The sequence below is a fragment of the Mycetohabitans endofungorum genome, assembly GCF_002927045.1.
Classification (GTDB): domain Bacteria; phylum Pseudomonadota; class Gammaproteobacteria; order Burkholderiales; family Burkholderiaceae; genus Mycetohabitans; species Mycetohabitans endofungorum.
Genome location: NZ_PRDW01000007.1, coordinates 129,560 through 156,048, shown reverse-complemented (window position 1 = coordinate 156,048; position 26,489 = coordinate 129,560). Strand labels below are relative to the sequence as shown.

The window sequence follows — 26,489 nt, the reverse complement described above, 5'->3', positions numbered from 1 at the left end:
TTTTAATCCAGATCAAAGAAGCCGCGCTTGTGCACCATGATTTCGGCAAACGCGCGTGAGCACGCATCGACCTGGTCATCATGCGTTCCATTCGGGAACAGTCGCATTTCGTTAAGCAAGGCGTCGTTCCACGGACCGCGCAGCATGAGCACATTACCGACGTTGATCTGCGCGGCCAGCGGTTCGGCCCGTGTCGCCTTGTCGCCGGATTCTGGCGAGGTGGTGACCGCGTAGCCCGCCAGCTTGCGGGTCAGATATAGCGCCTGAGTCTTGCCGGCCTGACCCGGGTCTTGGGGCAGACTAATGCGCACCGATTTGCCATCGCGAGCGGCTGTGTTCGTCAGTGCCGCGTCCCGCTCGTCGGGACCGCAGCGCAACCTCACCACGTCAGCAATGACAAAGCGGCCATCCTCCAGCTTGCCCAGCTTCGCGCCCGCCGTATAGTCGCCGTCGATGGTCGCGGCCAAATCCCAACCGCGCACCCATTTGATCGTGCCCACAGGTAGCGCGTCGATTGTCGTGATTGCGTCCGGCTTGATGAGGCCACCATCCGGTGGAGATGGGCGTTGCAGGTATTGCCCTGCAAACACATAGGGAGCCGCCTGCTCCATCCGCCTCAGATCATCAATGGTGTGTTTCTCCGGCCATAGCGCCGTGCCATCGGCTTGAATTGCAGGCAAACAAACGTGCTCCCACGATTCTCCATTGCCACCATCGAGCAACCAACCTGCCAAATCGTGCTCATGCAGGCGCTGCATGATCAGGATGATCGGCGTGTCCTTGCTGTTCTTGCGGCTCTCCAGCGTGTTCTGAAACCAATCGATGACGCCCTGTCGGATGACATCGCTCTTGGCTTCGTCGGGCTTGTGCGGATCGTCAATGATGATTGCGCCGCCAAAGCCCTCGCGGTGCTTACCCGCACCAAAGCCAGTAATCGTACCCCCGGCACCAGCGGCGTACATCACGCCGCCCTCGGTGGTGCTCCAGTGGCTTTTCGAATCCGAGGCTAAGCGGCAGGCTGGGAAAACCTGCTGGTAAGCCTCGTGCTGCACGAGCGAGCGCACGTTGGCGCTGTTACTTGCGGCCAGTGGTGCAGCGTAGCTCGCGTGGATGAACTCGGCATCGGGTACCTGTCCGAGTGTCCAAGCGATAAAGTTGACTACCGCGAGTTCAGTTTTTGAATATCGGGGCGGTACGTTGATGATTAGCCGGTTGGCCTTACCGAAGAAGACACGCATTAGCGCATCGCAGATTGCTTTGTGGTGCGGGCCGCGCAGCCATTTGTACCGGCGGCGCTGATAGAACATCCAGCGCGAGAAGAAGTACAAATCCGCTTGTGCCATCTTTGCAGCCGCGAAGTGTTCGTCCGGGCTGAATGGATGCATAGTCAAATCTCATCGGCGATGGTCTTGGCGATCTCCCAGAATTTATCTGGAGGCATGTTTATGCTTTGAATCGGCCCGCCGCCCGTGCCCCCTAGTTCCACGCCCTGTACCGGCTTGCCATAACCCCGCTCGATGATCGCCAGCGCAGCCGACAACCGGTTGCGCTCGTTCTTGCCACCCAACATAATCGATTCGATTGCCTCAAGCGCGTCGGGCGTTTTGGCTTTGCACGCGGCGATCAGGTCCAATTCTTCCTGCGTGCGTTTAGGACGGCCTTTCGGGTTGCCGGTTTGTCCCTTCTCGAACGGCTTGCCCCGCTGTTTTTTTGCTGTTCTTGCGCTGTTAAGGGCCATAACTGCTTAAAACTTGGAGTTTTATCGACTCAACCATGAAACTACAATGGGTACGTCAAGGAACCTGGCGGAAAAATATAACAAGCCAAGCAGCCAGATCGCCCAAAATCTTTGCGCTGGCATTTCTTTCAACATCATCCGCAACTCCTTGATGAGTTTGCTAGAATTCATTCATGCCTTCCTTCTGCCTGTCCCAGAGGGTTGATGCAAGAAAGCCCCGACCGCTGCCAACGGTTCGGGGCTTTCGCTTTTACGACGACTTTTCGGTGATTACTACACGTTCATACCCTTCACGCCGGGTCAGCGGTGCGTCCTTGCCGTAAGAATCAAAGCTTGACGCACTGCCGGGGTTGTTGCGGACACTCGCCGGCTTGTCCTGGCCAGCGACCTGGCGGTCTGGATGGCCGATGAGTCGGTCAATGGAAAAAGCCCTGGCCGATTGACCCGGCTCAGGGCTTGAAAATCGCGCCTTTCAACGCGTTGTTTCGTTTGGACGTCAAAATCCAGCCTTTCACAAACGATACAAAAAACTGGGGAAAATGTAAACTTTTATTAAGTAAACTAAAAAGTTTACATTTATTTCATTTGTTTACATTCCGTTCTTTACCGGAACCAATGATCTGCATATGCTTGATGCGGGAAGCAAGGCAAAGGCATAGCTCACCACGATCATCATGCAGCAACTGCAAATGCACCGTTTTCTGGACAAAGGGGCTTGCGCTTCGCCCAGCCTTGCGCGATACTTGTATCACACCATCCAAGGAGCATAGCGCTATGGCCCTTTCAATTCGACTGCCTAGCGATGTGGAAGCCCGGTTGAAGAACCTGGCCGAACTGACCGGACGCACCAAAAGCTTTTACATCACCGAGGCGATTTGCGAACACCTCGATGACCTCGAAGATTTGTATCTGGCTGAGCATGAGCTTGAAGCGATCCGCGCGGGAAAATCCGAAACCGCACCGCTCGAAGAAGTGATGAAACACTATGGCATGGAAGGTTGAACTATCGAGCCTGGCATGCAAGAACCTCAAGGAACTTGACCCACAATGTGCCCGCCGTATCCTGGCCTTCCTACATGAGCATGTCTCCGTACTGGACGACCCTCGCAGCATTGGCGAAGCCCTCAAAGGTTCGCGCTTGGGGGCTTTCTGGAAATACCGTGTCGGGGATTGCAGAATTATTGCCAATATCGAGGACGGCGCTTTGCGCATTCTCGTTGTGCGAATCGGAAATCGTCGCGAGGTGTGCCGATGAGCAGCAAAGCGAAATCAAAGATCAGACCTGCTCCCGATCCTGCATCAAGCGGCGTGGGGCCGCATACACGTTCTCCCGCACCCGGCGCACGGAAATTTACTTAAGTGTTCAACTCAATACGCGGCGATTGCCGCGATTCGCTGTGCTCCTCCCGGCGGTGGGAGAAACGCTGGACAAGGCCAAGCCAAATGTCAAATTGTCAATGTCTTCCTGCATGATGCACAACTCCTTGGCTAGCATGCCACGCGTGATCCCCTCCGAGCGAAGCGCATTGAAGACCTTACGTAGTATCTGTGAAGATTCGGGCCGCATGGGGTTGGGCTCGGAAGTCCTATAGCCGTTTCTTGCTATCTGGATGCAGAGGTTCCGATACGTCCACTCCGAAAAAAAGCCCAACTGATTCATACGATAAGCCAGCGCAGCTAACGACACGCCCCAAACCTGCTTAAGCCGCAGCAGCCTGTCTAGTGTCAGCACTGCTGTGCCGCGCCCGCAAACATTGGCCGGCGGCATCAAAAACGCCGAAGCAAAGGCGTTTGCCTCACGCTCCATCTCTGGGCTATGCGCCCCTCCATGCAGCATGCTGTGTCTGTCGCGGATCAGATGGCCTAGTTCGTGAGCAGCGTCAAACCGGCCATGCTCTGCCGACTTAAAGGTGTTCAAAAATACGAAAGGCTTTTCACGATGCCATACACTGAATGCATCAACTTCCCTTGCCTCCATAGCCAAGGAATAAACCCGAATCCCCTTGGCCTCAAGCAGATGAATCATGCTTCCTATCGGCGCTTCACCAAGGCCCCATATCCTACGCAGGGTCGCGGCAGCATCCTCCGGTGATAGATCGCCCAGGTCGGGAAGGCCTGCTTCAGGAAGGTGGAATCGTTCTTCAATCCAATCATTCAGCAAGAACGCAGTGACACCGGCGCCAAGAGCCGTGTTCCGCAGCGTTGCCGACATCTTCGACATTGAGCGAAAACTGGCCGTGTCAGGCTCGATCGATGGCAGGTCGTCGCCCGCAAAGAACTCGACCGGGAACCGAAGAAGCGTGCTCATTTGCGCTAGCCTCTCCGGCTCCGGCGCGTACTCGCCAGACTCATACCCCTGAACGGAGCGCACCTGAAGGCCCAACTCTTTGGCAAGGCGCGCCTTTGTCCAGCCGCGCCGCATACGGGCAAACGTCAGCCTCTGCGGGTTAAAAAACATCACGTTCCCTATTCATTAAGTGCCGACACGACGCTCGACAGGCACGTCCATAGGCCCAGCCGAAGCATCGCCCAGAACACCGACCTCGTCATTAGGCTGAATAGCGCTCAGGATAATCCTCTCACTCCACTCTATGATCTTTTTCCGCTCAAACCGCGACGGCAGCGAGATCTCCATGCGAACCTCATCTTTCCCATCTAGTCCTACCCCAACGTGATACAGGAAAAAAGTGCTCCCCTCGACCGTTTAAGTTCCGGATTGGCACGCACCGGACTCAACGCACAGCTTCCGTTCTTTCTTGCATACGTAGTCCGCTCGTTAAGCGGCGTGAGGCCGCATACACGTTCTCCCGCACCCGGCGCACGGCTTTGAAAAAACCCATGCGCGAATAACCCAGTTCATAGGCTGCTCGTTTAATCGGGCGGACCTGACCCAGGTAGAACGCCATGAACGCCTGTTTGGATCGCCCTTCCGGGTATGCCATCAACGCCATGTTAAATAAATTCAGCGCAGCATCCAGTTCCGCATCACGCTCATCGCTCAGCCCTGCCGGTTCTCTAAGCCGTAGCAAAATATTTTTCGGCCGCAATGGTGCATAAAGTCGTCGCGTCCTGCTCCACTCAACCCAGCGCAAACAAAACTCATGCAGCGCCTGGTTATCTCCGTTCATGTTTTCCCACTTCTGTTACCCTTATTGCCTGCAATATGGGATGCACGGGCCGGTACAGTTCCCTGTTGCCGTTCATGCTTTCGCTCCACAGACGCGGGAGATGATCTTCTTTATCTCGCCAAGGTTATTCAACGCAGCCGCCCGGTTCGCTGGCGATTGCACCGCGAGCAATGAGGCTGCGTTTCCGGTCAGCAGGAACTGGCTCATCGGTCCGTCTACGGGTGCGGGCAGTAGCGCCTTGGCGTGCTCGGGCGTCAAACGGCCCGTCTCAACCGCACGCGTGATAACCGCCTGTTGTTCTTCCTTGTCGTGTCCCAGCGAGGCGAACCACTTGACGGGCTTGGCTGCGTTGCGCGCGTCCGTCACCAGCCTCGTGTACGCCTCCAGGAACGCCATACGAGCCGCCACCCGTTCCCCTTCGCTCAGAAGGCTGTGCACAAGGCCCCAAGCCTGCGCTATTTCCTCGGTCATCACCACCGTCGCGTTGGCGTCACGTGGCAACATTGCCCATGCCTCCTGCGGACCCGGACGGCCATCGTCGATCCGTGACAGGATCTCCGCTAGCGTTAGCCGGCCTTTTAGCTCACGCCGGCATTTCGACAGCGCGACAATCACTGCTTGCTCATCAAACGCGGCCAGATCGGCCACCAGCATCTTGGCCGCCGCCTCACTCAGACTCGTGCCGCATAGCTCGGCCGTGGCCGCCACCGCTTGGATCAAGTCAGCCGCCGCCATTGACCGCCTCCGCATCCCGTAGGATTCGCGTCCACATATCGCCCGTTGCCTGCAACCGATCCGCCTCGCGTGCCTGCGTCTCGGTCACCCTGCGGTTTGTCACCCACTCCGTTCTCAACGCCTCCGCGTCGGCCAGCAGGCAGTCCACCGGGTGCATCTTTTGCACGTAGTAGCGTTTATTGCTATCCACGTACCAAGCGGCGACGCCTGGCGCTTCGTCCTTGCCAAGGCGCTGCAACAGCTGCGATAACTGGCCGTTGACCTTCGCGTTGCGCACCGGCAACGCACCGTACCTGCGCTGGTAGGCACTCGCGTAGGCGCGCCAGATCTCGGTTGTCGGCAAAGGCGGCTTTTCCGCTTTAAGCTTTTTTGAGGGCGCCTCCGACGCAGTCGGGGGCAAAAGGATTTTGCTAGGGATCAGACAATCAGTCAATCCGTCAATCAGAGAATCAGAGATACAAGGGCCAAGTGCTTGTTGCTTGGGTTCGCAGTCCTTCTCCCCAAGGTCACAAGGACTTTCTACCTTGGTAGCAAGTTCTTGGCTCCAAGGTGGTATCTCGCTCGGCGTTTCGTTCGAGTGCGGCTTCTGATGCTTCAGAAACGTCACAATTTGGATGTACCCCACTCCAGAGACGGTATACCGTACAATGAAGCCCTTGGACTGCAAGCTATTAAGCAGTGCATCCGCGTCCACATCGTCATACGGTAGCGCTTTCACTTTGATTTTTTTCGGGCGATCTTCAAGACGGCCATCACGGTCCGCCAACATCCACAGATAAATGAAAAGGAGTCGGGCAAACGGATCCAACTCGGCTAAATCCTCATTTTCCATAATGCCGGGCTTAATGTTTCGTGCGCGGGCCATGCTTAGCTCCATTCAACCGTCTATGATGTGCGACGCTTATGCCGTCACTTCCGTCTGTTTAAACATGGTGCCGTGCGCGCGCTTGGGCTGCGCTTGCAACTGGCACCAGCCGAGGGGTTGACCACGCAAGCGACGGTAAACGCTTGCGATTCAATCAGTATGCGATAGGCCTTTTTCACTCCATCCTTCCCGTCAGCAACTTCTTGAGCAGCATGTTTTCGCGCTCGAGTTCGTCGGTTTTTTCGCGCTCCAGGTGCAGACGGCGTTCCATCTCGGTCTCAAGCGGGGTGAGATCGTACCCTCGCGACCGGGCCAACCAGACCAGTGGCGCCTCGTTGCCGCACAAGTCCATGAAGGCATTCAGCTTGTCCTGGGGGAAGTAGTGCTGACCACTTCTCGTGATGCGCGACCACTGCGCCACGTCGGCGACGATGCCCTGTTTCCCGACGATCTTCTTGTCGTCCAAACCGGACAACTGTTGACACAAGCGGATGGCCGCTGTCATTGATGGTTGCGCATTGATGCAGCGTATGTCCACGCGCTGCATTTCCGGCTTTAAGTTCAGTTCTCGCTGCATCGATGCATCTCGCGGCAAATTGTTTGTCTCGTGTTGTGTCGTTGTTTCAACTAAAGTTTTTGGTATGGCATGAACGATTTCGACTTGCTCATGGAAAAGGACGCGAGCCACCGCTGTGCGAAAATCGAAGTCTCTAGTCTGTAAGTGCTTCGCGTCGCTCCATGACTAAGCGGGGAGGAATCCGGACGATAGCCGACTTGATCAACTCCGATGTGCTCAGCCGTACCGTTTGTACTCCGCCATTAGCTATGCGTTGCAAAGTTTTGACACTTAGGCCAGTGAGTCGTGCGATATGGGACCATTGCCCTTTCCGCGAGGAAACTAAGGAGCGCAGGTCGTTCATTTCGGTCATAACAATCGGGCAGCTGCACTGAAAACTAACTCCATATTAGACTTATATGTCTCAAAAAACAAGACACATACATCCGTCTGCAAGGAATACCCTTGCGGCATGAAAGACGCTAGGCGAATGGTGGCCCGCTCTACGGCGTCACTGATTGGGGAAGGACGACGATTCAGAAGCGCTCGCGAACTGGCTCAGCGCGCGCGTACCCTTGGTTACGTGGAGAACGCGGATAGTTTTGCTCGGAGTGTGGCACGAGTCTGTAAAGGTGACCACGACACTCAGTTAAGCACGATTGAAACAATCGCTCGCACCGCCAATGTCATGTTGACTGACCTACTGGCTGGTGTAGCGTTTCCGCAAGAAGGTGCCGAGCCCTCGGACAAAAGCGACGAGGTGCAACTATCCGTCCGCTCGGTTAATGAGCAGCAGATTAGACGGATCATCGAATCGCTTCCGAAGATGTCGCGCGATGCTTTAGAGGTGATGGAGTATCTATCTTGCGTCGAAGCTGCGGCGGAGACGCAGGTAGGCGCTATGCGACGAAAAAAAATTCTTGAAGATATTCGTCTTTTAATGTTGTTGTTCCCAATTGAAGCGTCTGAATCAAAAAAGTTAGTGTCCGGAAAGTGATGTCTTCCCAGCTGGCGTATGCTCTATGCCACAGCTCGCTACCCCGTCGCGCAAGCTCCTTTAGGATATACGCTTATCAGGGGAGATCATGTCATCTGCGTCTACGAAAAAGCCGTTAAAACTTGTCACCAGGACTGAGCCGCATAACGACCGAGCAACTTGCCAGAACTGCGCTATCTTGAAGCGCCTTGAACTGGTACAGCTACAACTTGCAAAAGCAATGATTGCCGCCACACCGCCAAAACCATCAGGCGAGTGGGAAACCAAAATATGAAGACCAAAATGGCAATTGTAATATTTGCAACTGGAGATCCGGGTGGCAAGTACCTCCGAAACGAGACGCCCGACGTTCGATGCATGCTAATCGGGCTGCGCTAACCACAACCTAACGCCTGGCTAGCCGGACATCTCACAGAGACCGAGGAACTATTGCCTCTGCCAAAACAGAGGTCTTCCTCTTGTAAGACATTTATGTCTTGACAGAGCGATAAATTTGTCTAATACTTCTCTCTAACAACACCACACATAGCACCATCAAGTGCCCCGGAACGTCTCCGGCGATCTTTAACAATCGAAGTCATGCATGTGCCTCCCGGAAGGGACTCGCCATGCCGGCCTATCGCTTGGCCGAAACGTGACGCCAGAAGCCCCGCGCTAGGCCGAAGTATGGCTACCGGAGAGCAGGAAGTGGCAAAGGTCACGGAAGCGATACTCGACCGTCGGAGAGCCCCGGGGCTAATAGTACCAGGAGTAGCCGAGGTGCCCGACGGTCGGAGTCATTCAAATGTTGAGTGAATGGCGTTGTGCAGTTCAGAGAGCAAGCGCGCAGCAAAGAATGCGTAGTTTCGGCTCTTGATACGTCGGAGTAGTGCCCGGTTACAGCGTCATTCACCGAACACAAGTCCCTAAGCTTCAAACCGAGCAATACAAAATTAGCAGTGCATATTGTATAGCGTTTATTGACCACTGTTCCTTCGATGTGCAGCACTTACCAATAGGTAAAGGAGGCATCTATGACCCTCTATGCAGATGTAGACCAGCTTCGTGACTACCACTACGCCCGCGAAAAGGCAGAAATGGATGACCGCGCAGACGCCGAGACGGAGCGTGACGAACTCATTGCGTCCATCGCCAAAGAGAAGTTCACACGCAAGGTCAGCAAACTGACGTATGACGATATCGTCGGCGGTATGCACAGCGCAATGCAGTCGAAGCACGGCGAAGCGCTGCGCGCCACATGGTTGATGAGCGACGCTCAGTTTGGCGCGATGGTCAAGAACATCGTGTTGGACGCGATGCGCGAGGATGCAGAAACAGAAGCTATCTGCGACGTCGGAAAATTAGAAACGGAGCGCTGAGATGCACAAGACCAGGGCTCGCACCGAGAACAAGCGCCTTGCCGGCCTAAACGATGCCAAGGACATCACCCCGCCGCTGTGGGATCGGATTCTTCTTCGGTCCGGAATGTCGGATAGAGCCGTCGCGCTCGCATGCTTTGCAATCACGCTAGGCGTATTGATTGTTGTGAATCTCGACAGGTAACAGCGTGCGCCTCATGCCGTTTGAGCAAAAAGGTTACTTCTTCAGAAGAACGATCTGATTAGGAGAGACGTCGTGCTAGCAACCGTCACACCGAGCATCCATTTAAGGAGCAGCGCTTCTCCTCTGGCTTCCGCAAACCTTTTATCAAGTTCGCCCTTGACTTCCGCGAATCTTTTATCAAGTTCGCCTCTAAATTCCGCGAATCTTTTATCAAGCTCGCCCCTGACTTCTGCGAATCTTTTATCAAGCTCGCCCCTGACTTCCGCGGATCCCTTGTCCACCTTGGCATCCAAGCGCATTTCGAGTTCACGCAGATCAGCTTTGGTCGCCAACGCGTCGAAATTGGCTTCAAAGATATCCGCAAACACCTCGGCCTCCGCTTCAGCCTGCGCGGGCGGCACGCCGGCGGTCTTGAGCCGGTTGGCAAATTTCAGTGTGTCGAAGGCGATGGCGGCCATGGCGAAATGTCAGAAAACGAGTCGGATACCACACAGCATAGCACAAATCTGTCCCCTTCCTCGTGGCGTCCGGAGACGCACGGGCATCCCGAACCCTGCCACCCTTGACATGAGAAGCACATGATCACTGATCACGGCCCCGACTACCGGCAGCAACAAGAGTTACAGGAATTTCTTCAATGGCACGAATCGCAAGGAGCCAAAAATGAGCATCGCAACGCTGATTCTCGGTCAGAGCGGAACCGGAAAGTCCACTTCCCTCTGCAAGATGGACCCGGCACACACCCTCTTGATCCAGACTATCCGTAAGCCGCTGCCTTTTCGCGCAGCAGGATGGGCTTATCACACGAAGGACAAGGCGGGCAACATCCTCGTATCGGATCAATCCCAAAAGATTATCACGATCATGCAGCATACCAGACGCAAGGTCATTGTGCTGGACGACTTCCAGTACATGCTTGCCAACGAATTCATGCGCCGCAGCGACGAACGTGGATTTGACAAGTTCACCGAGATTGGCCGCCACGCATGGGATGTGCTCTGCGCTGCTGGCACGCTGCCCGATGACGTGCGCGTTTATGTGCTCAGCCACACCGAAGAAGATCAGTCAGGCACCACGAAGATCAAGACGATCGGAAAAATGTTGGACGAGAAAATCACAATCGAAGGGATGTTCACAATCGTTCTGCGCACCGACGTGACCGATGGCGAATATACCTTCACCACGCGTAACAACGGACGCGACACCGTTAAAAGTCCGATGGGATTGTTCGAATCAGAGCGCATTCCGAATGACTTGTCAGCGGTTGACCACGCCATCACCGCCTTCTACGAACTGAACGAAACCGCCTGAACGGAAACACATCATGTATGCACTCGACACAAACGTAGCACGTCAAGCCGATGAACGCATCGTACGCATCACTGACATTGGAAAGTATGTTGGGATATTCACCCGCGCAGAAGATGTGACGAGCGCAAAAGGCACCTGTGGCATCGACTTTGCATTCGAGACACCAGAACGCTTGAGCGCGAATTTCACGCTTTGGACCATGAAAGCACAAGGCGAACCACTGTTCGGCTACAAGCAGTTACAAGCGCTGATGGCGTGCCTGCATATCAAGAGCATCACTCCCTCTCACGCCATTGTGAAGAAGTGGGACCGGGAAACGAACAGCGTTCAGGAGTTTGACGCCGAGGTGTTCAAGGATCTCATGAACAAGCAAGTAGGCATTTTGTTTGAAACCGAGGACTATCTAAAAAAGGACGGAAGCATCGGAACCAAAGTCGTGCCCGCCGCCTTTTTTGAGGCCTCAAGCGGATTGATGGCTGGAGAAATCCTCGACAAAAAGGTTGAGCCGACGCAACTCTCGAAGATGATCCAGGCGCTTCGCCATCGTCCGTTGAAGCGCGTGGCGGGACAAGCCTCTCAGCCGGGCGGCCCTATACCTGACGCTAACAGTTCGTCGGACATGGATGACGACATTCCCTTTTGAGGAGTTGGCGTGAGTGACCTGACCTTATACCAAATTGCCAGTGAGTACCGACAAGCGGCCGATAGGCTGGTGGAACTCGATCTCGATGAGCAAACCGTAGCAGACACGCTTGAATCAATCAGCGGGGATTTAATCACCAAAGCTCAAAACGTTGCGTTCGTGATTCGCAACCTCGAAGCGTCGGCGGAGCAGCTTCAAACTGCGATTGAACAAATGCAGACGCGTGCGCGAACCTATGCAGAACGTGCGGAGCGAATCAGAGCATATCTGCTGCAAAACATGCTGATGAGCGGCGTGCAAAAGCTCGAATGCCCGTACTTCAAGCTTGCCGTGCGTGAGAACCCTGCCAAGGTCGTCATCGATGACGAGCGCCAGGTTCCAATGGCGTACATGACAAATCCGCCACCTCCACCACCGAAGCCAGACAAGAAGTTGATCGCACAAACAATCAAAGGCGGGGGCGACGTGCCGGGCTGTCGGATCGAACACAGCCAACGCCTCGAAATCAAGCCGTAACGCAGATGTCTCATGCTTTGGTGAGACAACTGTCCGTCTGCCCAAGGAGAATCGACACCATGAACAACCCGAACGGTGAAGGCATGACCATTATCAAGAAATTCGAACTTATCGATGATCAATCTATTGAAGAGTTTGGTGTAAAGCTCTTCCGCATCCGGGCACTTGTCTCATTCGCAGGCGTCTGCGCTGGTGATATCGGCGGTTACGTGGAGAAAGAAGAGAACCTTTCGCAAGCAGACAACGCGTGGGTGTTTGGCAATGCACGGGTGTACGGCAACGCTCAAGTATTTGGCGGCGCTCGGGTGTCCGGCGACGCGCGGGTGTTCAACGACGCACGGGTATTCGGCTACGCACGGGTGTCCGGCAACGCGCAGGTATCCAAATACGCACGGGTATTCGACTATGCACGGGTGTCTGACAACGCGCGGGTGTCCGGTGACGCTCTAGTGTCCGGCGACGCGCGGGTGTTCGACAACGCACAGGTATTCGACTACGCACGGGTGTCTGGCAACGCGCAGATATTCGACTACGCACGGGTATCCGGCTACGTGGGGGTGTCCAGCAACGCGTGGGTATCCGACTACGTACAAATGTGCGGCAACGTGCAGGTGTCCGGCGACGCACGAGTGTCCGGCAACGCGCGAGTGCACTGACTCTCCAAGGGGAATCGATACCGTGAACAACGCGAACGATGAAGGCATGACCATTGTCAAGAAATTCGAACTTATCGATGATCAATTTATTGAAGAGCCTGGCGTGGAACTCTTGCGCATCCGTGTGCTTATCTCGTGCGCCCGCGTCTGCGGGCGCTATCTGACAAACCACTTCTCGCCCAGCTGGAGGAAACAAAAAAGACAGCGGGCGATAGAAAACCTGGCACGGGTTGGAGAAAAAGCATGATATGAAAAACAGCAATGCCATCCACATCCCCCAAACCCTGCCAAGACCCATGTTTCTCACACAGGACGAACTGGCCGAATTGACCGGCCGCAGCAAGCGTTCCGCACAGGAAGCAACCTTGCGCATGATGGGCATCGAACACAAGGTTCGAGCAGACGGACGCCTCATCGTGTCGCGCCTTCACGTCGAACAAATCCTCGGCGTCGCGTGTGTCACGCGCCGCGACGACCGTGATATTGATGCGAACTGGAGCGCTGCGTAATGCCTAAACCAAGGAACAAAGAAAACAAAGGGCTTCCAAAGCGCTGGCGATTTTTGCACGGCGCATATTATTACCGTGTACCCACGGGGCATGAAGCCGCTTGGGATGGTAAGCAGTCCTTTCAGCTTGGCAAGACATTACCCGAAGCCTATCGTACATGGGCGGAACGCATCAAGCACATTGACGATGCCAGAACGATCGGCGATCTGCTTGAGCGCTACGCGCTCCAAGTCGTGCCTACAAAAAAGGTCACCACGCAGACAAACAATGCTGTCGCGCTGAAGCGGCTACGCGCGGTGCTGGGCAACGTGCCCCTCGCATCGCTGAAACCAAGGCACGTCTATCAATACCTCGATAAGCGGATAGCAAAAGTCGCTGCCCGGCGCGAAGTTGCAGTGCTGTCGCACGCTTACACGAAAGCCGTTGAGTGGGGCTATCTTGATCGGCACCCGTTCAAGGGCGAAGTGCGTCTCAAAGGCGAAAAGCCACGCGACCGGTACATTGAAGATTGGGAAATCATCGAGTGCCTGTCGCTGCCTGCGCGCCGGAAATCAGGAAGCGTTCGTGCGATTCAGGCGTACATCCGAATCAAGCTTCTTACGGGCCTGCGACGCGGCGACCTGTTGCGTATTACGGAATCCAGTCTCAAGGAAGATGGCATTCATGTGACACCCGGCAAGACCAAAAGCTCCACCGGAAAGCAGCTAATCATTGAGTGGTCCGATGAGCTACGTGATGCGGTTGCCGCAGCCAAGGCCGCGCGTCCGGTCCATGTCGCACCGTGGCTCTTCTGCACAGGCCGGGGCGCGTGCTATTACAACGAAGAAAACGGACTCGCCAGGGGATGGGACGGAATGTGGCACAACTTTATGAACAAGGTCCTTAGGGTCACAAAAATCAAAGAGCGATTCACTGAACATGACCTGCGTGCGAAGTGCGCCAGTGATGCACAGACGCTAGAGCACGCTCGCCGCTTGTTAGCACACGCTGACGGCAAGGTTACAGAGCGGATTTATCGCCGCAAACCTGAGCGCGTCAGACCGCTACGATAATCAATCTATGGCACACGGCCTATTCTATGGCACAAGGCATCTAATCCGGGATGGCTGAAAGCCTTGTCAGGTGTGCCATTGGCGGGCATCGCCAATATAGCCGGAAAGCATATAATACTTGCTTGCCTAAGCCAAAGTCAGAATTGACAACACAGCTTGAACATGAATACATCCTCTAAGGCCATCGGACCAGGCGATGGCGATGCCGGGCGTGACACCAACGCGTTCGCCGCGCTTCACGCTGAACGGGGTGCTTATATAGTGCTCGACCAGTTCGGCGTGATCGATGTGCACGGCGACGACGCAGCGAGCTTCCTGCATGGTCAATTGACCAATGATATTCAAACGCTCGAAGCAGGTAGCGTGCGGCTGGCCGGCTTTTGTTCATCCAAGGGGCGACTGCTCGCCACGTTGCTGGTTTGGCGTGCTGGCGATGCGGTGCGCATGCTGGTTTCCGCGGATCTGGTCGCGCCGCTTCAGAAGCGATTGTCGATGTTCGTGCTACGTGCGAAAGCGCGGCTGATCAACACCACCGACGGCCTTGCCGTGGTCGGCTTTGCCGGCGATGTCCGTGCCGCGCTATCGCAGTGCTTCGACGCGTTGCCCGACGGCGTGCACGTGAAGATTGACGCGGCCTGCGGGGAATTGATCCGCGTGCCGGATGCGAACAGCGTACCCCGGTTCCTGTGGGTCGGGCCGAAGGCCGCAGTTGAGGCGAAGCTTGCCGCACTGGATGCGACGCATCGCGCGCGACGGGCCGACCCCGCACTGTGGGACTGGCTTGACATCCGCGCGGGCGAGCCGCGTGTGAATGCCGCGACGAGCGAGCAGTTCGTGCCGCAGATGATCAATTTCGAACTCGTCGGTGGCGTCAACTTTCGCAAGGGCTGCTATCCGGGGCAGGAAGTGGTCGCCCGTTCTCAGTATCGCGGCACGATCAAGCGCCGCACGGTGCTGGCGCACGCCGCGCAGGCGCACGCCGGCATCGAGGTGTTTCATTCGGAGGACCCTGGCCAACCGTGCGGGATGGTCGTCAATGCCGCCGCGGCCCCCGAAGGCGGTGTCGATTGCCTGGTCCAGCTCAAGCTTGGCGCACTCGATACCGGCTCGGTCCACGTCGGCTCTCCGCACGGCCCGACGCTGGCGTTTTTGCCGCTGCCGTACCCGTTGCCGGTACAAACGCCTTGAGCGGTCCGACGCAGAGGCAAACGGACTGCGATCCGCGTCGGGCGCCAATGAGACGCCAACCGCGTGCGTGCCCACGCGGTGTCCGTGCCTGGCGCGCGCTTAGACCAGCTTGACCAGTTGCTTGCCAAAATTGCGGCCTTTGAATAAGCCGATGAAGGCATCCACCGCACTGTCCAAGCCTTCTGCGATGCTTTCGCGATAGTGCAAGCGTTGGGCAGCCACCCATTCGCCAAGTTCGCGCAGCGCCTGCGGCCATACGTCGAGGTGCTCCGAAACGATGAAGCCCTGCACGCACAGCCGCTGCGTGACGATCAGCGCCGGATGCTTGAGCGGCGCGGGCTCGCCATTGTAGCCCGCGATCATCCCGCATAGCGCGATGCGGCCGAATGGGTTCATCCGCGCAAGCGTTGCGTCGAGTACCACGCCGCCAACGTTTTCAAAGCAGCCATCGACGCCATCCGGCGTCGCGCGTTGCAAGTCCTGGTACCAATCGGCTGCCTTATAGTCGATGCAGGCATCGAAGCCGAGCGTCTCGACGACGTAGCGGCACTTGTCTTCGCCTCCCGCGATGCCGACCGCGCGTGCGCCGCTCAGCTTGGCCAACTAGCCAACGACACTGCTGACCGCGCCGCTGGCCGCGCTGACCACCACTGTGCTGCCCGGCCGGGGCGCAATGATCCGGTTCAGCCCATACCAGGCGGTGACGCCCGGCATGCCGACCGGGCCAAGATAGGCGGACAATGGCACGCGTGTGTCGTCAATCTTTTGCATGCCGGTGCCATCTGACGTGCCATATTCCTGCCAGCCGAACCTCGCCAGCACCTTGTCACCGACGTGCCAGTGCGGATGGGTCGATTCCACGACCTCGCCGACCGTGCCGCCGAGCATGACTTAGTCCAGCGGCTGTGGTGGCGCGTACGATTTCGCGTCGCTCATGCGACCGCGCATGTACGGATCGAGGGACAGGTAGTGATTGCGCACACGAACTTGGCCAAGCGCGAGTGGCTCCAGCGGCGTTTGCACGAGCCGGAAATTGTCGTGCGACGGCTCTGTGGTCGGACGCGACACCAGCTAAATTTGGCGATTCACTGCTGCTTGATTCGATGCACTCATATCTCCGTCCTGGGGGATGAAAGTCAGTCGTGCGCTGGCGCCGGGTCGGCGTCCTGCACAGCCGGTTGCGGTACCACCCGCTGGTGGGTGATCTCACGACCTACGGCTAATGCGCTCAGATACTTGAACGTGCCCAGCGCCTTGGCGACGAAGCGTCCGTCGCTATCATGCACCTCACCCTCACAATAAGCCATTGTCGCGGAGCGGTGTAGCACCCGCGCCCGGGCCCGAAGTTCGCCGCGTCCGGGTTGCATGAAGTTGGTCTTCATCTCGACGGTGACCACGCCCGCGCCGCTACTCAACGAGCGCGCGGCCAGTGCCAGGCCCACGTCGAGCAGTGTCATCGTCACGCCGCCGTGCGCGACGTCCCATGTATTCAGGTGCAACGCCGTGAGCGGCAGTACCACCTCGCTGCGCCCGTGCGCCGCGTGGACGAGCCGTACGCCCAGATGGTCGACGAATGGGTTGCTCAGCGCTTGCACTGCGGCCGGCGGTGTATCGTTCGCCACGGGCGCGGTATCAGGCTTCATAGTCGATGCACTGCCGCGCGTCGCGCACACTCGCAACAAACGCCTTGATTTTCTCGTGCTCGGGATGGACTGCATAGGCCTCAAGCGCGGCCTTGTCATCGAACTCGGACACGAGCACCACGTCATAGGTCGCCTCGAACCCCGGCGTCGCGACGCCGACCTCGAAGCGGCGCATGCCGGGCACGATGTTTCGACAACCTTCAAGCATCGCTTTCAGTCGGACTGCGTTCGTTGCGCGATCCGCACCTTCGGCTCGCTCCTTCAATTTCCACATGACAATATGTTTCAGCACATCTGCCTCCTTGGCCGCTGATCCAACAATTGAACCCGCATTGCATCGAGACACGGCGATCATCGCGTCGCAGGGCGAACCAGCAAGCCCGCCATTTTGCCTCTGATCGGCGATTCTGTCGCATGTCTCCATGCGGCGGTCGCGTGGCAGCCATCGTGCATTGGCGGCCCGTCGATGCGCTGGAACACAATCTTGACATCGCTGAAATGCCGCACTGCATGCGCGATCAACGACGAGACCCACAACGAATTATCCGCTACCTGAACGAACTATCCGCCATCTAGCCAGCAACGGTGCGCATTGGGTCGCCTTCTGATGTATTTCGGTCCATCAGTACAATCGTTGACTACGGCATTGCCATGCCACACGGCTCGCTAAGGATCGGCAAGCCAACGACGGACGATTTACAATAGAAGCTGATACGACACCGGAGCGCTCATGGCGTTTTCCCAAAGCGACACCGTTGTTCACAAACAGCCGGCATTCGCAGGCGCAATCGATCCGAATCGGCCCGGCGCGTTTTCCCAGCTTGGCACGCAGTTCCTCACGCGGCAAAGCGCCGCGCCGTTGCCCGATCCGTATGTGGTCGCTGTTTCCACCGACCTCGCGCATGAACTCGGCCTGAGTGCCGCAGCATTGACCGACCCCGCATTCGCTGACTACTTCTGCGGTAATCTGACGCGATACCTGGAGCACGCGGCGTTGCCCTTCGCCAGCGTGTATTCCGGCCACCAGTTCGGCGTCTGGGCCGGCCAACTCGGCGACGGACGCGCGTTGACGCTCGGCGAGACCGAACATCGCGGACAGCGCCAGGAAATACAGATTAAGGGCGGTGGCCGGACCCCCTACTCACGCATGGGCGATGGTCGGGCGGTGCTGCGCTCTTCGATCCGCGAATTCCTGTGCTCGGAGGCGATGCACTTTCTCGGCGTTCCAACCACGCGCGCGTTGTGTGTGATCGGCTCAGACGCACCAGTCTATCGCGAGACGGTGGAAACGGCGGCAGTCACGACGCGTGTCGCGCCCACATTCATTCGGTTTGGCCATTTCGAGCACTTCTATTCGACTGGACAAGTGGAGGCGTTGCGTCGGCTCGCAGACCATGTGATCGAGCATGCATTCCCGTTCTGCCGCGATGCGCAGGATCCCTACCTTGCATTGCTGGCGGCCGTCTGCGAGCGCACGGCCGCGTTGATAGCGCATTGGCAGGCCGTGGGTTTCTGCCATGGCGTAATGAATACGGACAACATGTCGATCATTGGACTAACGATCGACTATGGGCCGTTCGGCTTCATTGATGGCTTCGACGCAAACCATATCTGTAACCACTCCGACACGTCCGGGCGATATGCGTATCAGCAACAACCGCACGTGGGCCGCTGGAATCTGATTTGTCTGGCACAGGCGCTCGTGCCGCTGATCGGCGCGCACCGGGGCACGGCCGGGGATGAGCGTGCGATCGCGGATGCGCGCGATGCGCTGCAGGGGTACCAGGCCCATTTCGGCCCGGCACTGGAGACGCGTTTCCGTGCCAAGCTTGGACTGACCACGGCCGAGCCGGACGATGCCGCGTTGATCAATCGTCTGCTGACGCTCATGCACGCGAACCACGCGGACTTCACGTTGACCTTCAGGCGCATGGCCGGTGTGTGCCGGCACGATGCTTCTGGTGACGCGCCCGTGCGGGACTTGTTCGTCGATCGCGCGGCGTTCGATGCCTGGGTGGCCGATTATCGACAGCGGCTGAAAACCGAGCCCGCAGACGATGCGACGCGTCGCGCTGCGATGAACCGCGTCAATCCGAAATACGTGCTGCGCAACCATTTGGCTGAGCAGGCGGTCCGCGCAGCGAACGAAAAGGACTTCACCGAAATTGCGCGGCTATTGCAGGTTTTGTCGCGCCCGTTCGACGAGCAACCCGAGTATGAAGCCTACGCGGCCTTGCCGCCGGATTGGGCTGCGTCGCTTTCGGTGAGTTGTTCGTCCTGAGCGGCTGCCGCGTGATGCACACTACCATCGCCGCGGCAGCCGCACGGGCAACGGCGGCACGATCCGCATGGTCGTCGCCAGCAAGTGTGTCCACACTCGTTCATTAGCAGGAGGCATTCCACCATGGCTGATATCCGCAACCCTTCCGGTCCGACAGACCCAGCGCACCCGGCCTCGTGCGGTGCGGCGGCAGACGAGCCGCTCGCGGCGGCGGTGCAACATACGGTGCACAAGTCCGATGCCGAGTGGCGCGAGCAACTCGCGCCGATGGCTTTCGAGGTCACCCGCCGCGCGGCGACCGAGCGCCCGTTTACCGGCGCGTACTGGGATCACTGGGAACGCGGCGTCTATCATTGCGTTTGCTGCGGCACGCCGCTGTTCGAATCGTCGACAAAATTCGATGCAGGCTGCGGCTGGCCCAGCTACTTCAAGCCGATCCATGGCGAGGTCATTATCGAGAAGACGGACCGCTCGCATGGCATGCTGCGCATCGAGGTGCGCTGCAACGTGTGCGACGCGCACCTCGGGCACGTGTTCAACGATGGCCCTACGCCGACCGGGTTGCGCTATTGCATCAACTCAGCTGCGTTACAATTCGATCCCAGCTAAACCGATGCCCGTTTGCCAGATCCCACCACCATGAAACTCCTGTTTGACCTGCTGCCGATCGCGCTTTTCTTCGTTGCATTCAAAGTTTGGAACATCTATGTCGCAACCGGCGTCGCGATCGCCGCCGTGCTGGTGCAGGTCGCGTGGTCGGCGTTTCGCCATCGGCGCGTCGATCCGATGCTGTGGGTAAGTCTGGCGATCGTTGTCGTATTTGGTGGCGCGACCCTGGTGCTGCATAACGACACGTTTATCAAGTGGAAGCCGACCGTGCTGTACTGGGCGTTTTCGCTGGCAATGCTGTTTTCGCAATTCGTGCTGCGCAAGAATCTGATTCAGAAAGCAGTGAGCGCGCAAATCAAGCTGCCGTCGCCGATTTGGGACCAACTCAACGTCGCTTGGGCGCTGTTCTTCGCGGCACTGGGCACCGCCAACCTGTTTGTCGCGTACCGGTTCTCGACCGATACCTGGGTCGACTTCAAGCTGTTCGGCACGACTGGCGCGACGCTCGTGTTCATCGTCGCGCAGAGTCTGTGGCTCGCCCGACACATGAAGGAAGAATAAGCTGATGACCGACGTATTCTTGACCGCCTCGGCCGAGCAGCGCATCGCGCTGATTCGCGCGCGCCTGGGCGCCGCCCTGTCGCCGTTTACACTGGAGATCCGCGACGACAGCGCACAACATGCCGGACACGCCGGCGCGGCTGCCGGCGGCCACTATACAGTGACCGTCGTTTCGGCCGCGTTCGACGGCCGTACCCGGGTGGCGCGGCACCGGCTAGTGTATGATGCGCTCTCTGATGCGATGCAGCGCGGTATCCACGCGCTGTCGATCAATGCATACACGCCAGAAGAATTCCATTCGTCTCCTCGTTAGGACGTTCTGATGATCTTGAGAAAAGCCCGCTTGTGGGCCGCGCTCGCAGGTTGCGTGGCGGCACCCGCATTTGCCCAGAACATTGCCGTGGTTAATGGCACACCAATACCGAAGGCGCACGCCGACGCGCTGGTCAAGGAGCTGACGCGCCAAGGGCAACAGGACTCGCCGCAGCTGCAGGTGCTGGTTCGCGAGGAACTGGTCAATCGCGAGTTGCTGATGGAGGAAGCGCTGCGGCGCGGCATCGCGAACCGGCCCGACGTGAAGGCGCAGATTGCGCTGGCCGACCAGAGCGTCGTGATCCGCGCGCTGATTGAGGATTTCCTGAAGAACAACAAGCCGAGCGACGACGAAATCAAGGCGCGCTATGAGCAGTTGATCAAGCAGGCCGGTGGTAACGAGCTGCACTTGCATCACATCCTGGTGCCGGACGAGCAGCAGGCGAAGGATCTGATCGCCAAGATCAAGGCGGGTGCGAGCTTTGAGGAGCTCGCGAAGCAATATTCGAAGGATCCGGGCTCGGCCAAGAACGGTGGAGACCTGGACTGGGCGAACCCTCAAAGCTTTGTTCCCGAGTTCGCGGATGCAGCGGGTAAGCTGAAAAAGGGCGAGGTGACGCCAACGCCCGTCCATACGCCGTTCGGCTGGCATATTATCCGGCTCGACGACTCGCGGGCGATCCAGCCGCCGCCGCTGGACCAAGTCAAGTCGCAGGTTGCTCAGCAACTAACGCAAGAAAAGCTGCAGCAATTCAACGCTGGGCTGCGCCAGAACGCAAAGATCCAGTAATACGCGTGGGGTCCGTCGCCACACCGCGCGGCGGCGGCGCGTCCCAGCTTGCAAATGGCCGCCTGCTAGGCGGCCATTTGCCTATCCAACGCGGCGACAAAGGCGGCTGGCGCGCCCAAGCGCGCGGTCAACCGATCCAGCGCCGCGCGTTGCGGTACAGCCGCAGCCACGGGCTTGCCTCGCCCCACTCTTGCGGGTGCCAGCTCATTTGCACGGTTCGGTGCACGCGCTCGGTGTGCGGCATGAGGACGGTGAAGCGGCCGTCCAGCGTGGTCACCGACGTAATGCCTTGCGGCGAGCCGTTCGGGTTGAACGGGTAACGCTCGGTTACCACGCCGTGATGGTCAATATAGCGCATCGCGACCTGTACGCTCGACAGATCTCCTTGTTGCGAAAAGTCCGCATAGCCTTCGCCGTGCGCCACAGCGACAGGCAGGCGGGAGCCCTCGAGCCCAGCGAAAAAAATCGACGGTGATTTTTCGATCTGCACAAACGAAAAGCGTGCCTCGAACTTCTCGGAGCGGTTGCGCACAAAACGCGGCCATGCTTGCGCTCCGGGAATCATCGACGCGAGGCTGCTCATCATCTGACAGCCATTGCAGATACCGAGCGCAAACGTATCGGGACGCGCAAAAAACGCGGCAAACATGTCCGACAAGCGTGCATTGAAGCGAATCGTCTTTGCCCAGCCCTCGCCGGCGCCCAGCACGTCGCCGTACGAGAACCCGCCGCACGCTACCGCACCGGCAAATTGTGCAAGATCGGCGCGCCCCTCGATCAGATCGCTCATATGCACGTCGTGCGCGTCGAAGCCGGCGCGGTTGAACGCGTAAGCAGTTTCCAGATGCGAGTTCACCCCTTGTTCGCGCAGGATGGCCACGCGTGGCCGCTTGCCGCTCGAGATGAACGGCGCTGCGACGTCCTCTTGCGGATCGAACGTCAGGTGCGGCACGATGCCCGGATCCGACGCATCGCTCAACGCCTCATACTCGGCGTCCGCGCACGCGGGATTGTCGCGCAGCCGCGAAATGCGCCAACTGACTTCGCTCCAGATCCGGTGCAGCTCGGTACGGGGCGCCTCGTAAATTTTCTTCGCGTCGCGATAGATCTCAATCACGTCGCGCTCGTTCAACTTGCCAATCACGTGGCTCGCGCCCGATAGGCCGAATTCGCGCAGCGTCGCCAGCACGCCATCGCGCTCGACGGCGCGCACCTGCAGCACCGCGCCTAGCTCTTCGCAGAACAACGCACGCAGCGTCAGGTCGTCGCGGCGTCCGGCTGTTTGGCGCGCCCAGTCCTTCGCATCACCATAGTCGAACTCGTGTCCCTGCTCGAGCGTGAGCATATCCACGTTCAGTGACACGCCGACATGACCGGCAAAAGCCATCTCCGCCACCGTCGCAAATAGGCCACCATCGGAGCGGTCGTGATACGCGAGCAGCCGGCCGTCGCGGTTGAGCAACTGAATCGCGTCGAAGAAGTGCTTCAGGTCCTGTGCATCGTCCACGTCCGGCACACTGTCGCCGACCTGTTGCGTGACCTGTGCGAGGATGCTGCCGCCGAGACGGTTGCGCCCGCGACCCAGATCGACCAGGATTAGCACCGAGTCACCGACATCGGCCACGCTGCGCAACTGCGGCGTCAGATGGCCGCGTACGTCCTCCACGGGCGCGAATGCGGAAACGATCAGCGACACCGGCGCGACGACCTCCTTGTCGACGCCGTCCTCGCGCCACTGCGTGCGCATTGACAACGAGTCCTTGCCGACCGGAATGTCGATGCCCAGCGCCGGACACAACTCCATGCCAATCGCCTTGACGGTGTCGAACAACGCGGCGTCCTCGCCGGCACTGCCGCATGCGGCCATCCAGTTCGCCGACAGTTTTAGACGATCCAGCGACGCGATTGGCGCGGCAGCAATGTTTGTGATCGCTTCGCCGACAGCCATACGTCCCGAGGCCGGCGCATCGATCACTGCGAGCGGCGTGCGCTCGGTCATCGTCATCGCTTCGCCACGGAAACCGGCATAGTCCATCGCGGTAATCGCACAGTCGGCCACCGGCACTTGCCAAGGGCCGACCATCTGGTCGCGCACGGACAGGCCGCCAACCGTGCGGTCGCCGATCGTGATCAGGAAGGACTTGCTGGCGACGGTCGGATGCCTCAGTACCTGCGCGGCCACGTCCGCCAGGCTCAAGCCGGTGACCTCCACCGGCGCGAACGTGCGATGCACGCGCGTGACGTCGCGATGCATCCGCGGCGCCTTGCCGAGCAGCACGTCCATTGGCATGTCGACCGGCATGCGCGCCGGGTCGGCGGCATCGGCCACAGCATCGTCGATCAATTGCAACTGGCGTTCGTCGGTCGCAACGCCGACCACCGCCATCGGGCAGCGTTCGCGCCGGCAGATCGCCTCGAACGCGGGCAGGTCATCGGCCGCGATCGCGAGCACGTACCGCTCCTGCGCCTCGTTCGACCAGATCTCGCGCGGCGACAACCCGCTCTCCTCGAGCGGCACGCGTCGCAATTCGAAGCGGGCTCCCTTGCCGGCACCGTCGACGATTTCTGGAAACGCATTGGACAAGCCGCCCGCGCCGACGTCGTGAATCGACAGGATCGGATTGTCGTCCCCGCGTTGCCAGCACGCGTTGATGACTTCCTGCGCGCGGCGCTGGATCTCCGGGTTGCCTCGCTGCACCGAATCGAAATCGAGCTCGGCGGTGTTGGCTCCAGTGGCCATCGAGCTGGCGGCGCCACCACCCATGCCAATACGCATGCCGGGGCCGCCGATTTGCACCAGCAGCGCGCCGGCCGGCACGTCGTGCTTGTGCGTATGCGCGTGCGAGATATTGCCGATGCCGCCGGCGATCATGATCGGCTTATGATAGCCGCGCACGCGCCCGCCGATGTTCTGCTCGTAGACGCGGAAATAGCCGCCCAGATTGGGCCGGCCGAACTCATTGTTGAACGCGGCGCCGCCGATCGGCCCATCGATCATGATCTGCAGCGGCGACGCAATGCGCTCGGGCCGGCCATAGCAGCCGGCGGCGTCATCGGGACAACGCTCGGCGAGCGGCTGCGCGGCGTCGCGCGCGTTTTCCCACGCCTCGATGGCGTCTGGCAACTCCAGATTGGACACCGAGAAGCCGGTCAGCCCGGCCTTGGGCCGCGCGCCGCGTCCGGTCGCACCCTCGTCGCGGATCTCGCCGCCGGCGCCCGTCGCCGCCCCCGGGAACGGCGAAATCGCCGTCGGGTGATTGTGTGTCTCGACCTTCATCAGCGTGTGCGTCAGCGCCTGCACCGGCGCATAGCGCTGCGTGTCGCCGCTGGCGAACCAGCGCTGTGCGACGCCGCCCTCCATCACCGCAGCGTTGTCCGAATACGCGACGATCGTACGTTGGCCGCTGAGCCTGTGCGTATTCTTGATCATCTGGAACAGCGACATGTCCTGCGATTGGCCGTCGATTGTCCACTGCGCGTTGAAGATCTTGTGCCGGCAATGCTCGCTGTTGGCCTGCGCGAACATCATCAGTTCCACGTCCGTTGGGTTGCGCGCGAGCTTCGTGAACGCATCGACCAGATAGTCGATCTCGTCGTCGGCGAGCGCAAGTCCGAGTTCGGCATTGGCCGCCACCAGCGCGGCCCGTCCCTGCCCGATCACGTCCACCGACTGCAGCGGCTTGCCGGGCAGCGTGTCGAACAGCTGGTACGCCTCGTCACGGGTGGCCACTACGCTTTCGGTCATCCGATCGTGCAGCATCGCGGCGACCTGGGCCCGGGCCGCATCGCTCAACGTCTTTTTCGTGCCGAGCAGCCCGGGCAGGCCGCTCTTGAGCGTCACCGCGTACTCAATGCCGCGCTCGATGCGGTGCACGTTGTCCAGCCCGCAGTGCCGGGCGATATCGGTGGCCTTCGACGCCCATGGCGAAATTGTGCCGAGCCGCGGAATTACCAAGAAGATTTCGCCGCCATCATCGGCCGGCGCCGGCTCGCCGTACTCGAGCAACGCGGCGAGCCGCGCCGTGTCGGCATCGCTGAGCCCAGCATACGCATAAACGAAATGGATGTAGCGCGCCCGCACGCCGGCCACGGCCGGTTCAATGGCCTGCAGTGTTTGCAAGAGGCGGTTCTTACGGAAATCGGACAGTGCCGAAGCGCCGGGGAAGCACGAGAAGTGAGCCATGGGGCGTTGCATCGAAGGTTGCTGATCGTCTTGTCGACCAAAGCGCGCTGCGCGGTATGCCGGGCGGCATGGCGCCACGCGCTGGAGGAAACCGCAATTATACCGCGCCGCGCCCGCCGACTGCGACAGCGATCGCGGCCGGCGGCGCCAATGTTATGAGTGCGCGCCTTCACGCGCGATGCGCCGGCCTCGCCAGCGCGCGGATCCATGCGCTGACTGCGCTGATTGCATACCCGGAATGCGCTCCCCAGTCTCGGTCATCGACGCGACGCGCCGGATCACGATCACGCGACTCGGCGAGCACGTGCGGATCGCCGGCGCGCCGCTGCTGCGCAGCGGGCGCCGCGCAGACGCAATGCCGCCGACGGGCGGCCCTCACGGAACAGGCGATCTCGCTGCTCGGACAGGCCGTGCACCGGTGGGTCCCGAGCACCGCGCGCATTTGCGCGGCGCTGATCTGGAAAGATATGGTGCTGCTGTCACCCGACGGGCTGCCACTGGTCGGCGCGACGGCCCGCCCGCGAGTGTTCGTCAATTGTGCACACAGCCCTGCCGCCTGGGCGCTGTCGCATGGCTCTGCTACAGTGATAGCAGACCTGGTGTCGGGGAACCGCCGGCTTTGCCGGCTGCGTCGCTGGCAGCGCTCTCGCCTGGGCGACTCGCCGGCTAGCACC

The 26,489-nt window shown here is 59.1% G+C and carries 30 protein-coding genes and 1 pseudogene; 18 read left to right on the top strand and 13 right to left on the bottom strand.

Annotated elements, in window-relative coordinates:
• Positions 1-2 precede the first annotated feature (2 nt).
• Together terL and B0O95_RS08730 are read right to left on the bottom strand one after the other, a co-directional pair.
• Positions 3-1,385, bottom strand: a complete 1,383-nt coding sequence (gene terL, locus B0O95_RS08735) for a phage terminase large subunit (RefSeq protein ID WP_104077550.1) — start codon at positions 1,383-1,385, stop codon at positions 3-5.
• Between the two features lie 2 nt (positions 1,386-1,387).
• Entirely contained in the window at positions 1,388-1,738 is a 351-nt protein-coding gene (locus B0O95_RS08730) for a DUF5681 domain-containing protein (protein ID WP_076795254.1), read from the bottom strand.
• 774 nt (positions 1,739-2,512) lie between these two features.
• Between B0O95_RS08730 and relB the strand changes: the two genes are divergently transcribed.
• Together relB and B0O95_RS08720 are read left to right on the top strand one after the other, a co-directional pair.
• Positions 2,513-2,740: a type II toxin-antitoxin system RelB family antitoxin gene (relB, locus tag B0O95_RS08725; protein WP_104077549.1), complete on the top strand. Its 228-nt coding sequence runs from the start codon at positions 2,513-2,515 to the stop codon at positions 2,738-2,740.
• On the top strand, positions 2,724-2,993 hold the full coding sequence (locus B0O95_RS08720) for a type II toxin-antitoxin system RelE family toxin (protein ID WP_104077548.1): 270 nt from the start codon (positions 2,724-2,726) through the stop codon (positions 2,991-2,993). The genes relB and B0O95_RS08720 overlap by 17 nt, the downstream gene beginning before the upstream one ends.
• 108 nt (positions 2,994-3,101) lie before the next feature.
• Here B0O95_RS08720 and B0O95_RS08715 read toward each other — a convergent pair whose 3' ends face one another.
• The 6 genes from B0O95_RS08715 to B0O95_RS08695 all read right to left on the bottom strand — a co-directional run bounded on the left by B0O95_RS08715 (position 3,102) and on the right by B0O95_RS08695 (position 7,043).
• Positions 3,102-4,196: an XRE family transcriptional regulator gene (locus B0O95_RS08715; RefSeq protein WP_199180480.1), complete on the bottom strand. Its 1,095-nt coding sequence runs from the start codon at positions 4,194-4,196 to the stop codon at positions 3,102-3,104.
• 15 nt (positions 4,197-4,211) lie between these two features.
• Positions 4,212-4,373 (bottom strand): hypothetical protein, encoded by a 162-nt coding sequence (locus tag B0O95_RS15865; RefSeq protein WP_158249474.1) that lies wholly within the window; start codon positions 4,371-4,373, stop codon positions 4,212-4,214.
• Positions 4,374-4,470: 97 nt separating this feature from the next.
• Complete coding sequence (locus B0O95_RS16110) at positions 4,471-4,866, bottom strand: hypothetical protein (protein ID WP_199180479.1); 396 nt, start codon at positions 4,864-4,866, stop codon at positions 4,471-4,473.
• Between the two features lie 72 nt (positions 4,867-4,938).
• Positions 4,939-5,601: a hypothetical protein gene (locus B0O95_RS08705; protein WP_104077545.1), complete on the bottom strand. Its 663-nt coding sequence runs from the start codon at positions 5,599-5,601 to the stop codon at positions 4,939-4,941.
• Entirely contained in the window at positions 5,588-6,466 is an 879-nt protein-coding gene (locus B0O95_RS16105; protein ID WP_199180478.1) for a hypothetical protein, read from the bottom strand. Before B0O95_RS16105 ends, B0O95_RS08705 begins: the two co-directional genes overlap by 14 nt.
• Before the next feature lie 175 nt (positions 6,467-6,641).
• The gene (locus B0O95_RS08695) at positions 6,642-7,043 is read right to left on the bottom strand and encodes a hypothetical protein (protein WP_104077544.1); all 402 of its coding nucleotides are present in this window, start codon (positions 7,041-7,043) and stop codon (positions 6,642-6,644) included.
• A 451-nt stretch (positions 7,044-7,494) separates the two neighbouring features.
• Here B0O95_RS08695 and B0O95_RS15520 point away from each other — a divergent pair, with 451 nt between their 5' ends.
• From B0O95_RS15520 to B0O95_RS08680, 3 genes are all read left to right on the top strand, one after another.
• Positions 7,495-8,019 carry a hypothetical protein gene (locus tag B0O95_RS15520; RefSeq protein ID WP_146064037.1) on the top strand — a complete coding sequence of 175 codons (525 nt, stop codon included), beginning with the start codon at positions 7,495-7,497 and terminating at the stop codon, positions 8,017-8,019.
• A 1,013-nt stretch (positions 8,020-9,032) separates the two neighbouring features.
• Positions 9,033-9,377 carry a hypothetical protein gene (locus B0O95_RS08685; protein ID WP_104077542.1) on the top strand — a complete coding sequence of 115 codons (345 nt, stop codon included), beginning with the start codon at positions 9,033-9,035 and terminating at the stop codon, positions 9,375-9,377.
• A gap of 1 nt (position 9,378) precedes the next feature.
• Complete coding sequence (locus tag B0O95_RS08680; RefSeq protein WP_104077541.1) at positions 9,379-9,561, top strand: hypothetical protein; 183 nt, start codon at positions 9,379-9,381, stop codon at positions 9,559-9,561.
• 41 nt (positions 9,562-9,602) lie between these two features.
• Here the strand turns inward: B0O95_RS08680 and B0O95_RS08675 are convergent, their stop codons facing one another.
• Positions 9,603-10,019 (bottom strand): CCDC90 family protein, encoded by a 417-nt coding sequence (locus tag B0O95_RS08675; RefSeq protein WP_076795281.1) that lies wholly within the window; start codon positions 10,017-10,019, stop codon positions 9,603-9,605.
• Positions 10,020-10,224: 205 nt separating this feature from the next.
• Between B0O95_RS08675 and B0O95_RS08670 the strand changes: the two genes are divergently transcribed.
• The 8 genes from B0O95_RS08670 (at position 10,225) to ygfZ (ending at position 15,436) form a co-directional block, all read left to right on the top strand.
• Entirely contained in the window at positions 10,225-10,872 is a 648-nt protein-coding gene (locus B0O95_RS08670; protein WP_104077540.1) for an AAA family ATPase, read from the top strand.
• A gap of 13 nt (positions 10,873-10,885) precedes the next feature.
• Entirely contained in the window at positions 10,886-11,515 is a 630-nt protein-coding gene (locus B0O95_RS08665; RefSeq protein WP_104077539.1) for a hypothetical protein, read from the top strand.
• Between the two features lie 9 nt (positions 11,516-11,524).
• Entirely contained in the window at positions 11,525-12,031 is a 507-nt protein-coding gene (locus tag B0O95_RS08660) for a siphovirus Gp157 family protein (RefSeq protein WP_104077538.1), read from the top strand.
• A 59-nt stretch (positions 12,032-12,090) separates the two neighbouring features.
• Complete coding sequence (locus tag B0O95_RS08655) at positions 12,091-12,687, top strand: hypothetical protein (protein ID WP_199180477.1); 597 nt, start codon at positions 12,091-12,093, stop codon at positions 12,685-12,687.
• Positions 12,688-12,709: 22 nt separating this feature from the next.
• On the top strand, positions 12,710-12,934 hold the full coding sequence (locus tag B0O95_RS08650) for a hypothetical protein (protein WP_146064036.1): 225 nt from the start codon (positions 12,710-12,712) through the stop codon (positions 12,932-12,934).
• A gap of 1 nt (position 12,935) precedes the next feature.
• Positions 12,936-13,196 (top strand): DUF4224 domain-containing protein, encoded by a 261-nt coding sequence (locus B0O95_RS08645; RefSeq protein WP_233203251.1) that lies wholly within the window; start codon positions 12,936-12,938, stop codon positions 13,194-13,196.
• Positions 13,196-14,248 (top strand): site-specific integrase, encoded by a 1,053-nt coding sequence (locus B0O95_RS08640; protein WP_146064035.1) that lies wholly within the window; start codon positions 13,196-13,198, stop codon positions 14,246-14,248. The genes B0O95_RS08645 and B0O95_RS08640 overlap by 1 nt, the downstream gene beginning before the upstream one ends.
• 162 nt (positions 14,249-14,410) lie before the next feature.
• Complete coding sequence (gene ygfZ / locus B0O95_RS08635; protein ID WP_104077536.1) at positions 14,411-15,436, top strand: CAF17-like 4Fe-4S cluster assembly/insertion protein YgfZ; 1,026 nt, start codon at positions 14,411-14,413, stop codon at positions 15,434-15,436.
• Between the two features lie 99 nt (positions 15,437-15,535).
• On the opposite strand, the pseudogene B0O95_RS08630 reads toward ygfZ, so the two are convergent.
• The 3 genes and pseudogenes from B0O95_RS08630 to B0O95_RS08620 all read right to left on the bottom strand — a co-directional run bounded on the left by B0O95_RS08630 (position 15,536) and on the right by B0O95_RS08620 (position 17,371).
• Positions 15,536-16,507 (bottom strand): annotated as a pseudogene (locus B0O95_RS08630) (NADP-dependent oxidoreductase).
• Positions 16,508-16,572: 65 nt separating this feature from the next.
• The gene (locus tag B0O95_RS08625; RefSeq protein ID WP_104077535.1) at positions 16,573-17,079 is read right to left on the bottom strand and encodes a PaaI family thioesterase; all 507 of its coding nucleotides are present in this window, start codon (positions 17,077-17,079) and stop codon (positions 16,573-16,575) included.
• Positions 17,069-17,371 (bottom strand): Dabb family protein, encoded by a 303-nt coding sequence (locus B0O95_RS08620; RefSeq protein WP_104077587.1) that lies wholly within the window; start codon positions 17,369-17,371, stop codon positions 17,069-17,071. The genes B0O95_RS08625 and B0O95_RS08620 overlap by 11 nt, the downstream gene beginning before the upstream one ends.
• 438 nt (positions 17,372-17,809) lie before the next feature.
• On the opposite strand from B0O95_RS08620, the gene B0O95_RS08615 reads away from it, so the two are divergent.
• The 5 genes from B0O95_RS08615 (at position 17,810) to B0O95_RS08595 (ending at position 21,632) form a co-directional block, all read left to right on the top strand.
• Positions 17,810-19,360, top strand: coding sequence for a protein adenylyltransferase SelO (locus B0O95_RS08615; RefSeq protein ID WP_104077534.1), 1,551 nt, complete (start codon positions 17,810-17,812; stop codon positions 19,358-19,360).
• A gap of 267 nt (positions 19,361-19,627) precedes the next feature.
• On the top strand, positions 19,628-19,969 hold the full coding sequence (gene msrB / locus B0O95_RS08610) for a peptide-methionine (R)-S-oxide reductase MsrB (protein ID WP_233203258.1): 342 nt from the start codon (positions 19,628-19,630) through the stop codon (positions 19,967-19,969).
• A 30-nt stretch (positions 19,970-19,999) separates the two neighbouring features.
• On the top strand, positions 20,000-20,530 hold the full coding sequence (locus B0O95_RS08605) for a septation protein A (protein WP_104077532.1): 531 nt from the start codon (positions 20,000-20,002) through the stop codon (positions 20,528-20,530).
• Between the two features lie 4 nt (positions 20,531-20,534).
• Positions 20,535-20,843 (top strand): BolA family protein, encoded by a 309-nt coding sequence (locus B0O95_RS08600; RefSeq protein WP_104077531.1) that lies wholly within the window; start codon positions 20,535-20,537, stop codon positions 20,841-20,843.
• Between the two features lie 9 nt (positions 20,844-20,852).
• Positions 20,853-21,632 (top strand): peptidylprolyl isomerase, encoded by a 780-nt coding sequence (locus B0O95_RS08595; RefSeq protein ID WP_104077530.1) that lies wholly within the window; start codon positions 20,853-20,855, stop codon positions 21,630-21,632.
• A gap of 127 nt (positions 21,633-21,759) precedes the next feature.
• Here the strand turns inward: B0O95_RS08595 and purL are convergent, their stop codons facing one another.
• On the bottom strand, positions 21,760-25,815 hold the full coding sequence (gene purL / locus B0O95_RS08590) for a phosphoribosylformylglycinamidine synthase (RefSeq protein WP_104077529.1): 4,056 nt from the start codon (positions 25,813-25,815) through the stop codon (positions 21,760-21,762).
• Between the last annotated feature and the right edge of the window lie 674 nt (positions 25,816-26,489).

What these genes read in the sequence shown, in the direction of transcription:
- terL (WP_104077550.1), bottom strand. Translation starts at nt 1,385, where the DNA reads ATGCATCCATTCAGCCCGGACGAACACTTCGCGGCTGCAAAGATGGCA.
- B0O95_RS08730 (WP_076795254.1), bottom strand. Translation starts at nt 1,738, where the DNA reads ATGGCCCTTAACAGCGCAAGAACAGCAAAAAAACAGCGGGGCAAGCCG.
- relB (WP_104077549.1), top strand. Translation starts at nt 2,513, where the DNA reads ATGGCCCTTTCAATTCGACTGCCTAGCGATGTGGAAGCCCGGTTGAAG.
- B0O95_RS08720 (WP_104077548.1), top strand. Translation starts at nt 2,724, where the DNA reads ATGGCATGGAAGGTTGAACTATCGAGCCTGGCATGCAAGAACCTCAAG.
- B0O95_RS08715 (WP_199180480.1), bottom strand. Translation starts at nt 4,196, where the DNA reads ATGTTTTTTAACCCGCAGAGGCTGACGTTTGCCCGTATGCGGCGCGGC.
- B0O95_RS15865 (WP_158249474.1), bottom strand. Translation starts at nt 4,373, where the DNA reads ATGGAGATCTCGCTGCCGTCGCGGTTTGAGCGGAAAAAGATCATAGAG.
- B0O95_RS16110 (WP_199180479.1), bottom strand. Translation starts at nt 4,866, where the DNA reads ATGAACGGAGATAACCAGGCGCTGCATGAGTTTTGTTTGCGCTGGGTT.
- B0O95_RS08705 (WP_104077545.1), bottom strand. Translation starts at nt 5,601, where the DNA reads ATGGCGGCGGCTGACTTGATCCAAGCGGTGGCGGCCACGGCCGAGCTA.
- B0O95_RS16105 (WP_199180478.1), bottom strand. Translation starts at nt 6,466, where the DNA reads ATGGCCCGCGCACGAAACATTAAGCCCGGCATTATGGAAAATGAGGAT.
- B0O95_RS08695 (WP_104077544.1), bottom strand. Translation starts at nt 7,043, where the DNA reads ATGCAGCGAGAACTGAACTTAAAGCCGGAAATGCAGCGCGTGGACATA.
- B0O95_RS15520 (WP_146064037.1), top strand. Translation starts at nt 7,495, where the DNA reads ATGAAAGACGCTAGGCGAATGGTGGCCCGCTCTACGGCGTCACTGATT.
- B0O95_RS08685 (WP_104077542.1), top strand. Translation starts at nt 9,033, where the DNA reads ATGACCCTCTATGCAGATGTAGACCAGCTTCGTGACTACCACTACGCC.
- B0O95_RS08680 (WP_104077541.1), top strand. Translation starts at nt 9,379, where the DNA reads ATGCACAAGACCAGGGCTCGCACCGAGAACAAGCGCCTTGCCGGCCTA.
- B0O95_RS08675 (WP_076795281.1), bottom strand. Translation starts at nt 10,019, where the DNA reads ATGGCCGCCATCGCCTTCGACACACTGAAATTTGCCAACCGGCTCAAG.
- B0O95_RS08670 (WP_104077540.1), top strand. Translation starts at nt 10,225, where the DNA reads ATGAGCATCGCAACGCTGATTCTCGGTCAGAGCGGAACCGGAAAGTCC.
- B0O95_RS08665 (WP_104077539.1), top strand. Translation starts at nt 10,886, where the DNA reads ATGTATGCACTCGACACAAACGTAGCACGTCAAGCCGATGAACGCATC.
- B0O95_RS08655 (WP_199180477.1), top strand. Translation starts at nt 12,091, where the DNA reads ATGAACAACCCGAACGGTGAAGGCATGACCATTATCAAGAAATTCGAA.
- B0O95_RS08645 (WP_233203251.1), top strand. Translation starts at nt 12,936, where the DNA reads ATGAAAAACAGCAATGCCATCCACATCCCCCAAACCCTGCCAAGACCC.
- B0O95_RS08640 (WP_146064035.1), top strand. Translation starts at nt 13,196, where the DNA reads ATGCCTAAACCAAGGAACAAAGAAAACAAAGGGCTTCCAAAGCGCTGG.
- ygfZ (WP_104077536.1), top strand. Translation starts at nt 14,411, where the DNA reads ATGAATACATCCTCTAAGGCCATCGGACCAGGCGATGGCGATGCCGGG.
- B0O95_RS08625 (WP_104077535.1), bottom strand. Translation starts at nt 17,079, where the DNA reads ATGAAGCCTGATACCGCGCCCGTGGCGAACGATACACCGCCGGCCGCA.
- B0O95_RS08615 (WP_104077534.1), top strand. Translation starts at nt 17,810, where the DNA reads ATGGCGTTTTCCCAAAGCGACACCGTTGTTCACAAACAGCCGGCATTC.
- msrB (WP_233203258.1), top strand. Translation starts at nt 19,628, where the DNA reads ATGGCTTTCGAGGTCACCCGCCGCGCGGCGACCGAGCGCCCGTTTACC.
- B0O95_RS08605 (WP_104077532.1), top strand. Translation starts at nt 20,000, where the DNA reads ATGAAACTCCTGTTTGACCTGCTGCCGATCGCGCTTTTCTTCGTTGCA.
- B0O95_RS08600 (WP_104077531.1), top strand. Translation starts at nt 20,535, where the DNA reads ATGACCGACGTATTCTTGACCGCCTCGGCCGAGCAGCGCATCGCGCTG.
- B0O95_RS08595 (WP_104077530.1), top strand. Translation starts at nt 20,853, where the DNA reads ATGATCTTGAGAAAAGCCCGCTTGTGGGCCGCGCTCGCAGGTTGCGTG.
- purL (WP_104077529.1), bottom strand. Translation starts at nt 25,815, where the DNA reads ATGGCTCACTTCTCGTGCTTCCCCGGCGCTTCGGCACTGTCCGATTTC.